Source organism: Lacrimispora sp. 210928-DFI.3.58 (assembly GCF_020554865.1).
Classification (GTDB): Bacteria; Bacillota; Clostridia; order Lachnospirales; family Lachnospiraceae; genus Enterocloster.
The window spans coordinates 74,378-88,187 of sequence record NZ_JAJCIC010000019.1 but is presented as its reverse complement, the minus strand read 5'-3'; the positions used below and the strand labels follow the sequence as shown (position 1 = coordinate 88,187).

At 49.9% G+C, this 13,810-nt stretch carries 17 protein-coding genes; all 17 read right to left on the bottom strand.

Going from position 1 to position 13,810, the window contains the following annotated elements; all coding sequences use genetic code 11:
• Positions 1-34: 34 nt before the first annotated feature.
• A complete protein-coding gene (locus LIZ87_RS12955) occupies positions 35-193 on the bottom strand; it encodes a Maff2 family mobile element protein (RefSeq protein ID WP_005929973.1) in 159 nt (52 codons plus the stop codon).
• A gap of 206 nt (positions 194-399) precedes the next feature.
• Positions 400-2,157: a VirD4-like conjugal transfer protein, CD1115 family gene (locus LIZ87_RS12950; protein ID WP_112120892.1), complete on the bottom strand. Its 1,758-nt coding sequence runs from the start codon at positions 2,155-2,157 to the stop codon at positions 400-402.
• A complete protein-coding gene (locus LIZ87_RS12945) occupies positions 2,154-2,636 on the bottom strand; it encodes a PcfB family protein (RefSeq protein WP_097772871.1) in 483 nt (160 codons plus the stop codon). Before LIZ87_RS12945 ends, LIZ87_RS12950 begins: the two co-directional genes overlap by 4 nt.
• A gap of 18 nt (positions 2,637-2,654) precedes the next feature.
• Positions 2,655-3,290, bottom strand: a complete 636-nt coding sequence (locus LIZ87_RS12940) for a DUF3846 domain-containing protein (protein WP_117965678.1) — start codon at positions 3,288-3,290, stop codon at positions 2,655-2,657.
• Positions 3,291-3,300: 10 nt separating this feature from the next.
• On the bottom strand, positions 3,301-3,807 hold the full coding sequence (locus LIZ87_RS12935; RefSeq protein WP_117965682.1) for a hypothetical protein: 507 nt from the start codon (positions 3,805-3,807) through the stop codon (positions 3,301-3,303).
• 13 nt (positions 3,808-3,820) lie between these two features.
• The gene (locus LIZ87_RS12930; protein WP_117965685.1) at positions 3,821-4,732 is read right to left on the bottom strand and encodes a ParB/RepB/Spo0J family partition protein; all 912 of its coding nucleotides are present in this window, start codon (positions 4,730-4,732) and stop codon (positions 3,821-3,823) included.
• Positions 4,733-4,807: 75 nt separating this feature from the next.
• On the bottom strand, positions 4,808-5,653 hold the full coding sequence (locus LIZ87_RS12925) for an ATP-binding protein (RefSeq protein WP_117965688.1): 846 nt from the start codon (positions 5,651-5,653) through the stop codon (positions 4,808-4,810).
• Positions 5,650-6,324 carry a helix-turn-helix domain-containing protein gene (locus LIZ87_RS12920; RefSeq protein WP_005929992.1) on the bottom strand — a complete coding sequence of 225 codons (675 nt, stop codon included), beginning with the start codon at positions 6,322-6,324 and terminating at the stop codon, positions 5,650-5,652. Before LIZ87_RS12920 ends, LIZ87_RS12925 begins: the two co-directional genes overlap by 4 nt.
• Positions 6,305-6,472, bottom strand: coding sequence for a hypothetical protein (locus tag LIZ87_RS12915; protein WP_009532276.1), 168 nt, complete (start codon positions 6,470-6,472; stop codon positions 6,305-6,307). The genes LIZ87_RS12920 and LIZ87_RS12915 overlap by 20 nt, the downstream gene beginning before the upstream one ends.
• Complete coding sequence (locus LIZ87_RS12910) at positions 6,469-7,299, bottom strand: phage antirepressor KilAC domain-containing protein (RefSeq protein WP_215665462.1); 831 nt, start codon at positions 7,297-7,299, stop codon at positions 6,469-6,471. Before LIZ87_RS12910 ends, LIZ87_RS12915 begins: the two co-directional genes overlap by 4 nt.
• Before the next feature lie 346 nt (positions 7,300-7,645).
• On the bottom strand, positions 7,646-8,038 hold the full coding sequence (gene rpsI, locus LIZ87_RS12905; RefSeq protein WP_227147622.1) for a 30S ribosomal protein S9: 393 nt from the start codon (positions 8,036-8,038) through the stop codon (positions 7,646-7,648).
• 24 nt (positions 8,039-8,062) lie between these two features.
• Positions 8,063-8,491 (bottom strand): 50S ribosomal protein L13, encoded by a 429-nt coding sequence (gene rplM, locus LIZ87_RS12900; RefSeq protein ID WP_178316664.1) that lies wholly within the window; start codon positions 8,489-8,491, stop codon positions 8,063-8,065.
• Between the two features lie 228 nt (positions 8,492-8,719).
• The gene (truA, locus tag LIZ87_RS12895) at positions 8,720-9,493 is read right to left on the bottom strand and encodes a tRNA pseudouridine(38-40) synthase TruA (protein ID WP_227147610.1); all 774 of its coding nucleotides are present in this window, start codon (positions 9,491-9,493) and stop codon (positions 8,720-8,722) included.
• Between the two features lie 111 nt (positions 9,494-9,604).
• A complete protein-coding gene (locus LIZ87_RS12890) occupies positions 9,605-10,405 on the bottom strand; it encodes an energy-coupling factor transporter transmembrane component T family protein (RefSeq protein WP_227147608.1) in 801 nt (266 codons plus the stop codon).
• A 1-nt stretch (position 10,406) separates the two neighbouring features.
• Positions 10,407-11,279: an energy-coupling factor transporter ATPase gene (locus LIZ87_RS12885; protein WP_227147606.1), complete on the bottom strand. Its 873-nt coding sequence runs from the start codon at positions 11,277-11,279 to the stop codon at positions 10,407-10,409.
• A gap of 46 nt (positions 11,280-11,325) precedes the next feature.
• A complete protein-coding gene (locus tag LIZ87_RS12880) occupies positions 11,326-12,183 on the bottom strand; it encodes an energy-coupling factor transporter ATPase (protein ID WP_178314661.1) in 858 nt (285 codons plus the stop codon).
• A gap of 186 nt (positions 12,184-12,369) precedes the next feature.
• The gene (locus tag LIZ87_RS12875) at positions 12,370-13,611 is read right to left on the bottom strand and encodes an N-acetylmuramoyl-L-alanine amidase family protein (protein ID WP_227147604.1); all 1,242 of its coding nucleotides are present in this window, start codon (positions 13,609-13,611) and stop codon (positions 12,370-12,372) included.
• Positions 13,612-13,810: the final 199 nt, after the last annotated feature.

Sequence of the window (13,810 nt, the reverse complement as noted above, 5' to 3'; positions counted from 1 at the left end):
TCTGGATTGTGCTTTTCCTTTCTTTTTGTTCCCTTTAATTAGCCATAAACTGCTTCATGCCCTGAGACTTGGCACCGGGGTTGTCGTTGCCGTAGCCTTCCAGCAGGTTGATCGCTCCCCAGATGCCGAGGCCGGCACCCAGTGCGATAACGAGGGTCTGAAGAACGGTTACTGCGCTGTTGAAAAATGCCATAAATGTGTACCTCCTTGTACAATGCGCCCTTACGGGCTGATGAATAGTGAATATCCCCCTGCATGTGCACCTGCAAATGGGCAAACATATAGCCAGATTTCCAATCCCAATCAGAAACCTGGCTATGTAAAGAGGCGGCAGCTCGCCGCCTCTTCTTATTCTGTTGCCAGCAGCGCACCCATGACATCTTCGCCGTCAGAGCAACCTTACTTGGCATGATCTGCGTCAACCACTTCGTACTTATCACCGGGCTTGAGCTTCAGCCGATGATCGAGAAACGCCTCGATGCTGAACGTGTTTTTCTTATCAGCACCGGCAGTGAGCTTGTAGTTCGGATGCTGGGTCAGATCGTATTTATCTGACTTGAACGGTCTGACACCGCGCAGCTGCAAAATGCACTTTCCGCCATCCAGCACAGCCAGTTCATCCACCGAAGCCAGGTCATGCCCAACCTTTTGGTAATTGGTGCCGTAAGATGGGCTATTGCCTCTGGTATCGGAAGTGTTGTACAGATCAATCGTTTCTTTTCCCAGTGCCTGATTCAGCTCTTTTAGCGTAGTCGGCTCCGAACCGCCAAGGAAAATACGAGAATCCATATTGCCGATGATGGTATCGGCATTGTCCTTGTAGATTGCCTTCAACTGGCTCTGTGCCTGAAGCACCAGACACGCCGAGATTTCTCTTGATCGGATGGTGGCTACCAGCTTTTCCAGATTCGGAATCTGACCAATGTTCGCACACTCATCAATCAGGCAGCGCACATGCACCGGCAGTCTGCCGCCGTAAACATCATCCGCTTTTTCGCACAGCAGGTTAAACAGCTGTGTGTAAATCATGGAAATCAGGAAATTAAAAGTCGGGTCTGTATCGCTCATAATGAGGAACAGAGCCGTTTTCTTATCTCCCACCGTATCCAGCGACAGCTCATCGTACATAGTGATATCACGGACTTCCTCAATATCGAAGGGAGCAAGACGTGCGCCGCAGCTCACCAGAATCGACTTTAAGGTCTTGCCCGCCGCCAGCTTGAACTTGGCATATTGGCGGACAGCAAAGTGGTTCGGTTTTTTCTTTTTCAGAGCTTCAAACATCTGATCCACTGGATTCTGAAAGGTTTCATCATCCTCGCGTACTTCCATCGCATTCAGGAATTCAATCAGCGTTGCAAAGTTCTGCTCTTCCAGCGGTGCCTCATAGTGGATATAACCAATCAAAGCACAATACAGCAAGGTCTCTGCCTTCGTCCAGAATTCGTCACCGGCCTTGCCGTCCCCTTTGGTGTTGGCAATGAGGGTTGTGGTCAGCTTCAAAATATCCTTTTCGCTGTGAATATACGCGAAGGGATTATAATGCATCGACTTTCTGAAATTGATAGTATTGAAAATCCGGATACTGTATCCGTTCTTCAAAAGGGCTTGGCCGCAGTCGATTACGATATCGCCTTTCGGGTCAGTGACCACATAGGAACTGTGGCATTGTAAAAGATTGGGTTTAAGCCAAAACCGGGTCTTGCCGCTGCCGGAGCCGCCCACCACCAGCACGTTTTTGTTTCGGGCATTTGCCGGATTCTTCGGGCGGTTGCCCATCATCAGCCGCTCCGTCCGGGTCAGAATCACATTGTTTGCAAACACTGGATCTTCAAACGGTTCGATGTCTTTCTGCGTACCCCAACGAGCAGAGCCATACTCCATGCCATGGCGATATTTCTTGGCATTTTTGCCTTTCAGGTACACAGCAAGCCGCAAACCCGCTCCGCAGCACACACCAATCAGCAAATCCATCGGATGCAGACTTGGCATCGGGTTGGAAAATGCTGCACCCAGGGCAGAAAGAAAGCCGAGGAGCTTTTCAGACATGTCTGCGCCCTCGGCAATTCTCCACGCTTCTCCCAGATTGGTACATACAAGACCGGCAATGAAGTACGGTAGGTTCAGGAGCAGCTGCTTCTTTGTCTTATTACTCATAGATCACGCTCCTGACTTTTGTGGCGAACCTTATCCGGAAGAATTGCAGCAACCAGCTCTTTGAGCTTGTTAAGCTGCTCCAGAACACTCGGTTTTTCCTTTGTTTTCAGCTTTCGGTTGGTGAATTCCTCAAAAGCGGAAGTCAGTGCATCCGCATCCTTCGCCTTAAAGAACACCGTGTACTTGGGTGGCATTACATTTTGGTCTTTCGTAATGGCATAATCCACACCATATTTCCGTGCCACCTGTTCAAAGCCTTTCAAATCCGTTTTCTCAATGGGGATACTGCTGACTCCCTGATTCTGACCGATCAGTTCTTTGATGCTCTGCTTTCCAACCGGCAGCTGCGCTGTTTTCTGAGCCACCTTTGCCTGATGGTGCCGTTTCCACGCATTATAGCCATTCACGATGGTGCGAAAGGTCAATTTCGTGGTGCTGATTGCCAGATTGACGGTACGATTTTCAACTTCTTCCTGCATGAATCTCCGCCTCCTTCCTTACAAACTGTCCCGGTCCGGTGCAGGTTTGCTCTTTTCTTGGGGCTTTGCAGCCTTTTCCTCCATCTTCTTCACCATGTCATCCGGAACCGGAATCGCCATGATGCTGCGACCCATACGAACGAACATCTGGGGCTGATGGAACTTTTCCTCAAATTTCTGCATCTGCTCCGAAGTCAGAGAACCAAAGTCATCCTCTGTCAGCCCTACCACCAGAAAATCACCGGCATAAATGTCCTGCATATCCCCGTCTTCGGTGTAAATCGCACGGTTCAGCGGCAGACCATTGATTTTGCCGGATTCATTCAGAATAATGGCCACTTCATCCTCAAATGGATAGGTGACTTCAATATCGCCGCCGACCATGGCCTGCAAATCTTCCAGCTCCGTGCCAACACTGATTTTCTTCGGATAGGCATTGGGCTGTACCAGCAGCACATCCATTGTCCTGGTCTCTGCCAATTCATGTTCTCCCACGGTCTTGAAATCCACACCGGTGAAATCGCCGGAATCCAGAACATAGTCCTGATTGTTCCACGCCTGCGTCACCATGCGTTCCGCATCTTCCTGTGAGGCAGCTTCCACGGAAACCTTTCTCTGGAGAGTCTCTGTAATCTCCACATCAAATTTCTTCATAGGCGCCTCCTTAGATCAGGCGCAGTGCCGGAACCAACTCGCCGCCAATGGAAACCACCGTCAGGTTCTCGTTCACATAGTCGATGGTACGTTCCAGCGTAAACAGATTGATGCTGCATTCGTTGCCGTTCTGGTCGATTTCCGAAACCTCCGCAGCTCCCAACAGATAGCGGGTTCTGTCAGTCTCGATCACATCGCTCTTATCATAATGGAGAAGCAGTTCCCCATCTGCCACCAGATCAGCCTCCATCTCATCGTAAACATCCTCAAAGATGTCTCGACTGCCAGCCTCGGTCAGAAGTTCGCCGCCAGTCCCCGGCAGGATCACCATCACAATACGCTCCTTCGGGTGATCTTCACGGATTGCCTCCAGCATCACCCAGTTATGAAGCATCGCAATGGACTTCTCAAACTTGGGATCATCCATCGGATTCGGCTGCGATGCACCGTTCGGGCAGTCCTTACAGTCCATGCTGCACACTGCGTTGTTCTGATTCTTCTTAAAGTTCATCATCATAAAAATCTCCTTCTCATCGTTCCATATCTCGTTGTTTACTTCGCTGCCACTTTTCCAGCAGCCGGATAATCGTGTCCTGCATCTGCTTCGGCGTATAGGATTTCGGGAAATACTTCCGAAGAACCTCATTTTTAATCGTCACATGGTCAAGCTCATCCTTTTTGATTTCATTCATCACTTCACACATGGCATCCAATGTGCAGCCGCCCTCCTGCGAGAGTTTTTTCAGCCGCTGCGCCTGCGACAGGGATGGAGATGCCTGTGCATAGTCCATTGCCTCCAGAAATTCTTTCTGTTCAGACGGTTTCAGATAAGACAGCTCTACCGCCGGATTGAAGGCGATTTTCTTCTCATCCACCATATCCAGAATTTCAGGAATCAGGTTTGTAAGGCGGATATATCGCTTTACTTGGGATTTACTGTCACCAGCTTCTTCAGCTACAACCTGAGCTGCCCACGACTTCGGCCCAACTTGGGCCGAAGTTAAATCTCCGCGTTCCCCCTGATGCTTCATTGCCTCCAACTTCATCTTGTAGGAAAACGCTCTCTCACTGGGAAGGATATTTTCCCGCTGCAAGTTGCTGTCCACCATAAAGATGATTGCCGCATCATCATCCATTTCCTTAACGATGACCGGCACTGTCTCCAAACCTGCCAGCTGCGCCGCATGAAGTCTGCGGTGTCCCGAAAGGATTTCGTATCCGCCTTCCGGGTCCGGTCGGACAATCAGCGGTGATACCACACCGATCTGCTTGATGCTCTCCACGGTCTGTGCCATCAGCTCATCGTCCAGCACCTTAAAGGGATGCCCTTCAAAGGGATGCAGGTCTGAAAGCGGCATCTCCGTCCACTGCTCCTTAGCCGCAGCGTCGGCAGCTGAGCCACTGCGGTTTTCTGTTGTAATACTGGTTTTTGCTTTTGCCATTCAGCTTCTTAACCTCCTTCCAGCGGTGATAGATGTCATTCTTACCTGCGAAAAACGCCTTTTTTGCCTTGCACTTCATAGATCAAGTACCTCCTTAACGACCTGCTGTTTTTCTTTTCCAATGCTTTTTCTGCGGTCCTCTCCGCTGATTCGCACCGGCGTACACATTTCCAGAATCCTGCTGTAAATCCGGGCGTATACCACATCCTGCGGATTGCGGATTTCAGCAATCTTCAGATTGGTTGTGATAATGACCGGAAGCCCGGACTTATACCGCTCATCAATGACAGCGTAGACCTGCTCCAGCGCATATTCGGTGCTGCGCTCAATTCCCAGATCATCCAGAATCAGCAAAGAATAGTTGGAAAACGAAGCGATATACCGGTATCGTTCTTCCGAATACATGGCACCCATCTGGTTCAGGATTTTGGAGAAATTCGTCATCAAAACCGGAATGCCCTGATCCAGCAGCGCATTTGCTATACATGCCGCCACAAAGGACTTTCCGGTTCCGACATCTCCCCATAACAAAAGGCCAAGGTTTTCAGCCTTGACCTTTTTCCACTGCTCCACATAACGTTTTGCCATCTGGATGTCCTTGTTGTCTTCTGCAACGCCAAAATTCCATTCCAGAAGATGCTTTTCCTGAATCCCAGTTGCTTTCAGCTGCCTGATTTTACGCTGCCGCTCCACCAGTTCATCCTGGCGTTTCTTTTCCGCCATCGCTTCCTGCTGGCATCTGCAAAGGCAGGGAACAATCTTGTCTCTGCCCCAGAGCTTTACCCTGCACTGCACCGGCGTATGGCAGTTTCTGCAATACAACAGTCCGTCATCGCCCTGGTATTCCAGCTCTCCGGGTTCTTTCGGCGTAAAGAGCGAATCCAACGCCGCATTCAAAACTTCAGGCACCATGTCGCTCATAGGCTGTCTCCTTCCTCAAATGTGTAGTCTGCCGGGTTGTACTTCGGCTTTTCTCTCTTTGCCCAGCTCCGGATTGTTGCAAGGTGGTTTTTGTAGCTCCTGCCGGTGGAGGCCATATACTCAGAGAGCCGTTCCACTCGCATCTGATAATCTCCTGGGAACTCCTGCCGGAGCTTGCCGTATTCCGTGTCAGAAAGAAGGACATTTTCGTATGAGCCATACCGGTGTTGGATTTCCTTCTTCTCTCTTTTATTGATTGTTTTAGTACTTGTTCTATTAGTACTTAATTGCGCGGGATTTTCCGTAACCGGTGTGTCCGTATCCGGATTTACCGCATACGGCTTTTCCGTACACGGTGATTCCGAACACGGCTTTTTCCTTGGCATCTCATAAATCACATACTCCGCTCTGCCCATCCGACCGTTACTCTCACGCTGCTGGTTCCTTTCCAGATACCCAAGACGCTCCAGCTCCTTCAGAGCCGTAAGCACTCCATCTACGCCATCCGGCGTAATCGAAGATAACCCCCGTACCGAATAGTTCCATGTGTCTGGCAAACTGAGCAGCATGGAGAGAAGTCCTTTCCCTTTCAGGCTGAGACCCTGATCCCGCAGGTGGTAATTGCACATTGTTGTGTAATTGCTGTTCTTCTCAACCCTGAATACCGGCATGGTGCTCACCATCCTTTTTCGCAGGCTCCGCTTTTTTCTTCGGACATTTGCGCGGACGATCTTCGCTGTCCTCTCGGCGATGGTATTTGCCGGTATCCTGCATCATGCGTTCAAACGCCTGAAGGCGTCCCTCTGTAAAAAGCGTCATTCGATCACACCCCATTTCTTAAACAACTTGAAGAGATGATTCTTTCCCTTGCAGGTAACTCTCGTCTGCTGTACCAGTTTTCCGCTTCTGCCGTAGCAATCCCGGACAATAAAATAGCCCCTTGCAGATTTGTCTGCAAAAGGCATCAGCCAGCCACTCGGACTGCGGTACAAATAGCGATGATCCAGTAAGAGAGCCACTGCCGTCTTCTCCGGGATTCCGATTTCCTTACAGAAATTCCGGATGCAGGTACAATCCTCCGAGTTCACAAAGGTGTCGAAGTAGTCTGCCTTGGGCTGTGCCGCATCCAGCTGTTTGCGGATACCCTCAAGTTGCTCCCTCTCGGCTACAAGCTCCTGTGCCAGGGTGTAGATGACCTCCGGATGCTGAATCACCTGATCCAAAATGGAATCGCTCATATACACTCCATGCTTGCGGATAGAAGGGAGAACTTCATCAAACACCCAGTGTTCAAATCGTTCTGCCGATGGCAGCTTGCTGTGAACGATCAGCCGGTAAACATCGCCTTCTGTGATAAAGGCGATTTCAACCACCTGCTCTCCAGCATCCCCATACTGATTCACCTTCTGAACGACCCCCTCGCGTTTCGTTAGGGGGCCTCTGCAATGGCGTTTCACTGCGGCGTAGGGATTCACATACCCCAACGCTTTCGCCACATCGCTTGCACAGAAGAAGGTCTTGCCTGCCTCTTGTAACAACCGGATCGAACCAAACTCCTGGTTCTCAAACACCTCCATCATCTGCCTCGACTGTCCGCCATGACTGCCCACATCGGTATCATGGGTCTTCTGATTGAAATCCGTCATACCTGTTACCTCCTACTCAAATTTGTCTCGCCGGATTTCGGGCGAAAAAAATAGAGCCTCGACCCATTCTCGTTTTCAAAGAATGAGCCAAGGCTCTATGTAAATCAGTCAAGTATGTGTTCGTCCGTCGATGGCAAAATTGGACTTCATTTGCTCCTATTGTCCACCAGTAATTTAACCCATAAGAGGTCAAAATGGGCTTGTCCACCAGTAATTTGACCACTATAAACCCATAAATTTCCGTTCAAATTCCATCAAAGCCGAACAGTCCAGATAGAATTTTGGGCATAGAAAAAGCCCGGAAATAGCGTATTTCCGGGCTTTTTTAGCATTATTAAGCTGTAGATTAGCGCTTGCTGAACTGAGGTGCACGACGTGCAGCTTTCAGACCGTACTTCTTTCTCTCCTTCATTCTTGGGTCTCTTGTTAAGAAACCAGCTTTCTTCAGGACTGGTCTGTAGTCAGCATCTGCCTGGAGAAGTGCTCTGGAAATGCCATGACGGATTGCACCAGCCTGTCCTGTTGTGCCGCCGCCGCGGACATTTACTAAAACGTCAAACTTGTCAACTGTCTCAGTTGCAACTAAAGGCTGACGAACGATTAACTTTAAGGTCTCAAGACCAAGATACTCATTGATATCTCTCTTGTTGATGGTGATGTTGCCTGTACCCGGTACTAAATATACTCTGGCGATGGATTTTTTTCTTCTGCCTGTTCCGTAAAATTTTGCGTTAGCCATGATACTTTCTTCCTCCATTCCTCATTAAAATGTTAAAACTTCTGGTTTCTGTGCTGCCTGCTCGTGGTTCGGGCCTGCATATACATGAAGCTTGGTATACATGCTTCTTCCCAGAGGTCCCTTTGGAAGCATACCCTTAACTGCTAACTCTACAACCTTCTCCGGCTTCTTAGCCATCATCTCACGCAGAGTGGTCTCTCTCATACCGCCTACATAATCAGAATGGTTGTAATAGATCTTCTGGTCTAACTTCTTGCCTGTAACCTTTACCTTGTCTGCATTTACAACGATCACATAATCGCCGCAGTCAATGTGTGGTGTAAAGATCGGCTTATTCTTTCCTCTTAACACCTTTGCTACTTCAGAAGCCAAACGTCCTAATGTATATCCTGTAGCATCAACTACGTACCATTTTCTTTCAATTGTCGCTGGACTAGCCATAAAACTCTTCATTGGTTAACCTCCTGTTAATCTCAACCTTGTTATACATCTGGCATCCAACAGATGCCCGCTATATTCTGATAAATATGGGAAGTATTTATCAACCAAATGCTCATTCCGGGGCTTTGGATGAGCATTTTCTGGTAATGTCACAGTTTTATATTATATAATAACGGTTCCGGCATGTCAACTGTTTTATGCAGGATTTTTCGCTGTTTTCCATGTTTTTTAGGCAATAATTCAGCCATGCGGATCTCCCGCTGTCTTCCCCGTCTCTTCATATTCAATCGAAACCAGAGTAAGACCCTTTGCCGGAGCTGTTGGCCCTGCTGCGCTGCGGTCCCTTGCTTCCAGCATGGTTTCCACATCCTCCGGCTGCCTCTGCCCCATACCCACGCTTAAAAGGGTTCCGGCTATGATCCGCACCATATTGTACAGAAAGCCGCTTCCCTTCACACGGATCGTCACCATTCCCTCGCTGTCCCGCTCCGCCTGAACGCTGTATATGGTCCTGACCGTGTCCTTTACCTGAGTGCGCACATTGCAGAAGCTCTTGAAATCGTGCTCTCCCACAAGCCGGTCTGCCGCCTGCTGCATTTTTTCCATATCAAGTCCGGCATAGGTGAAATGGGCATACAGCCGCTCTGTGGGAAGCTCCACGGGGCGGTTCCATATCTTATATTCATACGTCTTTATACAGCTGCATCTTCGGGGATGCCAGTCTGCAGGCACCTCCTCGGAGGACTGTATCCGTATATCCTCAGGAAGGCGCTGGTTCAGCGCAAAGCTTACCTTATCCGCCGGCATCCGGTGGACCGTATCAAACACAGCCACGTTTCCTTTTGCATGGACCCCGGAATCCGTTCTGCTGGCTCCGATGACCTGGATGGGCTCTCCCAGAAGCTCTGTCAGCTTCTCATTCAGCACAGATTCGATTGTCACTGCCCCAGGCTGCAGCTGCCAGCCATGGTAGTTTGTTCCGTCATAGGCGACCACAAGCTTTACACGCTTCACCTTCTGCCTCCTTTAAATCATCTTACAAATAGTAACAGTTCAGACGGGGTATCTTCTTGCCCGGCTAGGCCGGCCAAGAAGCATCGGATTTCCCCGCCGTCTGAACTATTACTATAAATATACCCTGGCAGCGATCATAACCACAAAATACAGAGCCATCATCATATAGGCTTCGTGGTCTCTCTGCTTATACTGCAGGGGCTTCATCTTTGTCCGTCCCTCTCCGCCGCGGTAGCAGCGTGCCTCCATCGCCATAGCCAGATCCGTGGCCCTGCGGAAGGCGGAGATGAACAGCGGCACCAGAAGGGGCACCATGGCCTTTGCCTTCTGTATCAGATTTCCTGTCTCAAAATCAGCTCCACGGGCCATCTGAGCCTTCATGATCTTGTCTGTCTCCTCCACCAGGATAGGGATGAAGCGCAGAGCAATGGACATCATCATGGACACCTCATGGACCGGCACTCCCACTCTCTTTAAAAAGCCCAGGCCCTTTTCCAGGCCGTCTGTCAGCTGGTTTGGCGTGGTAGTCAGCGTCATAAGGGAGGAGCCGATCACCAGGTAGATCAGCCGGACACCCATAAAGCAGGCCATCCTTAAGCCCTCCACAGTGATCTTAAAAATCCAGAATTTGGCAATCACCTGTCCTCCTGTCAGAAACAGGTTAAAGCTGACACTGATAAGGAGCAGGATCACAATGGCCTTCAGCCCCCGCACGATGAACCGGAAGGGCACCTTTGTCAGCCTGATCACTGCTGCCAGCACAATGGTGGCCACCACATATCCCCAGATATTGTCCGCTATGAACAGGGAAATGATAAATACCATGGTACCGAACAGCTTTGTCCTGGGATCCAGACTGTGGACCACCGATTCCACCGGATAATATTGTCCCAACGTAATCTCTCTAAACATCTCAGTCCCCGCTCTTTTCTGCTTGTTTTTTCTGCCACAGCTTAAGGATCGCCTCCCTGGCCTCTCCTACGGTAGTGATATCGCTGTCAATATCTACACCCTTTTCCTTTAGTCCATGGACAACATAGGTGATTTGCGGCGCAGCCAGGCCAATTGTCTCCAGCTCCTTATAATGGCGGAAGACCTCTTTGGGCGTGCCATCAAATACCTTCTGCCCGTGGTTCATGACAATGAGCCGGCCGGCATATCTGGCCATATCCTCCATGCTGTGGGAAACCAGGATGATCGTAATCCCCTTTTCCTCGTGAAGGCGCTTGATCTGATCCAGTATCTCATCCCGCCCCCTGGGATCCAGCCCCGCTGTGGGCTCGTCCAGTATCAGCACCTCCGGTTCCATTGCCAGAACGCCTGCAATGGCTACGCGGCGCTTCTGTCCGCCTGACAGCTCAAAGGGAGACTGCTTATAATAGCTCTCATCCAGTCCCACCAGCTTCAGGGCTTCCATTGCCTTCTTCCTGGCATCCTCCTCGCCAAGGCCCTGGTTCTTTGGCCCAAAACACACATCTGTGAGCACATCGATCTCAAACAGCTGATGTTCCGGATACTGGAATACGAGACCCACCTTGCTGCGCAGGGCCCGCATATCATAGCCGTCCTCGTAGATATTTTCTCCATTATAATAGAGGGCTCCTGAGCTTGCCCTGATGAGCCCGTTTAAATGCTGGATCAGGGTGGATTTTCCAGAGCCCGTATGACCGATCAGGCCTACAAACTCCCCATCCCGGATCTCAAAATTCACATCAAATAATGCATGCTGTTCAAAGGCAGTTCCGCCTCCGTAAACAAAATTCAAATCAACTGCTTTTATCGACATCGTTTTCTCCCCGGCATTCTGCCTCACAGGCTGGCTGCCTGCATGCCTATTTTCCCAAGATCGGAAGCAGCTGGGAAAGCAGCTCCTCCCTGCTTAAAATGCCGTCGGTCAGAGGCATCCCTGCAGCCTTCAGCTCCCAGGCCAGCTCTGTCACCTGGGGCACATCCAGGCCATGGCTCTTTAACTCCTGGACCTGTGAGAAGATCTCCCTGGGCTTTCCATCCATAACGATCCGGCCGTCATCCATCACAATGATCCTGTCCGCATCAACTGCCTCTTCCATATAGTGAGTGATCAGAAGCACTGTGATCCCTTCCGCCCTGTTAAGCTCCCTGACCGTGCGGATGACCTCCTTACGTCCATTGGGATCCAGCATGGCAGTGGGCTCGTCCAATATAATACACTGGGGCTTCATGGCCATGACACCGGCGATGGCAACGCGCTGCTTCTGTCCTCCTGACAGCTTATTGGGCGACTGGAGGCGGTAGGCAGTCATTCCAACCGCCTTCAGGCTCTCATCCACCCTCTTCCATATATCCTCCGTGGGAACACCGATATTTTCAGGGCCAAAGCCCACATCCTCCTCTACCACATTTCCGATGATCTGGTTATCAGGGTTCTGGAACACCATTCCCGCCATTTTGCGCACATCCCATATGTGCCTCTCGTCCTTTGTGTCCATATCTCCCACCCAGATGGTTCCCTCTGTGGGAAGAAGAAGGCCGTTCACATGCTTTGCCAGGGTGGATTTCCCGGAGCCGTTGTGCCCCAGTACGGCAACGAAGTCCCCCTTCCGTATATCAAGGTCCACACCCTTTATGGCGCGCTTGACCTCCTCTATATTTTCTTCCTCATCCCGTCTGACATACTCGTACACCAGCCGGGCCGCTTTTACGATTCCCATTCATTTTCCCTCAAAATCCGTGTCTCTGCTTCGATTTTCAATTTTAGTTGATATCATACCATAAGTCAAGTACCGGGGAAGGTAAAAACGCCAAAGGTTGTTTACGTTCCGTTAAGTAAAATCCTTTTTTATCCAAAAAAGAAGCCCGCTTGCACAGGCTTCTGATAATACTTCAGCTATTTTCTATTAATGCACCCAGATGCCATTTGCATCCAGCACAAATCCGCTGATAGAGGTATTCACTGCCTTTGAGCCGTCTCCCGGATAGAAGTAATAGTAATTGCCTTCCACCTGCTGCCAGCCCTCAGCCATGACACCGGATTCATTGATAAAATAGGTCTTTCCGTTTACAGTCAGCCAGCAGTTCTTGATCATGGCTCCCTCCGGTCCGTTGGCATTGGGATTTAGGTAGTACCAGAGTCCGGCTGACTGGATCCAGCCAGTTTTCATGTCACCGCTGCTGCCAAGATAGTACCAGTTGCCATTGCTCTGCTGCCAGCCAGTAAGCATCTTTCCGGCAGAATCAAAGAAATACCATTTGTCATTCCATTTAAGCCAGCCGGCCTTCTGATAGTTTCCGTCCGGATAACGGAAGTACCAGGTATTTCCCTCCTGGCGCCAGCCCACATCTGTAGTGCCGCCGCTGGGTGTGCTGCCATTGCTGTTATCCTGTCCGGAGCCGTCAGATACCTCGTTCTCGTCAATATACTGGTCATCTGATTCTACCCATTCGCTCTTTTTGCCAATATCATCGCTGTCATTGGGGTTTGGTACCGTCCTGACCTTAAAGGTGTAGTCTCCTTCCTTTGTCATGTAGGGATAGAAATTGTAGGAGGTTCCCTTATAGGCCTCCAGCTTCTTCACAGTGCTGTTGCCCCTGTAAAGGTATACATCAAAGTATCCTGAACTGTCATCTCCCTCATCCCAGGTGGCCCTGCCCTTGCTGTTGCTCCATTCCAGGTCCTCCGGCTCACTGTAGGTTCCCTTGATCGGCTTTGTCTTGATCACGACCTTCAGCTGCTCTCCCTTCCTGGAGGCTGATACAAAGGTTCCGCCGCTGACGCTGACGCTGCTGGAGCTGTAGCTGCTGCGGAAACGGTACTCCTTGGCCCCTGAGGTATCCGGGTCAAGATAGATCTCGATCTTTGGCGTATCGCCAATGCCTACCTCCTTGTCTGTGGCCCATTGGGCAGATTCAATGGAGTATTTGTTTCCGCTGGTATAAACATAGGTACCACTTCCGCTGCCATTGCCAATGCTGATATCGTCTCCGTCATCTATCTCGTCTCCTGCCTCCAGCTCCACATTGACCTTGATCGATATACTGCTGATATACGTATAATCTGCCGCCAATGCACTGAGGGGCATGGAAGCTACCAGCATTCCTGCTGCCAGTATCATACATAACCATCTGCTGCCTTTTCTCATAATGCCTTAACCTCCTCAAAAGGGTACACCCCTGTGTTCTCTTTTATGCTTCTATTATAGCCCCTATTATCGTTTTGCGTCAACTTACGATATTCTTTCGATAATTTCTCATTTCATGGGAAAATATTTTCAAAATAAATAAGGATCCTGCCGGCCGGACTTTTTGTTGCAAAAAAAGCTGCGGATATGTATAACCATA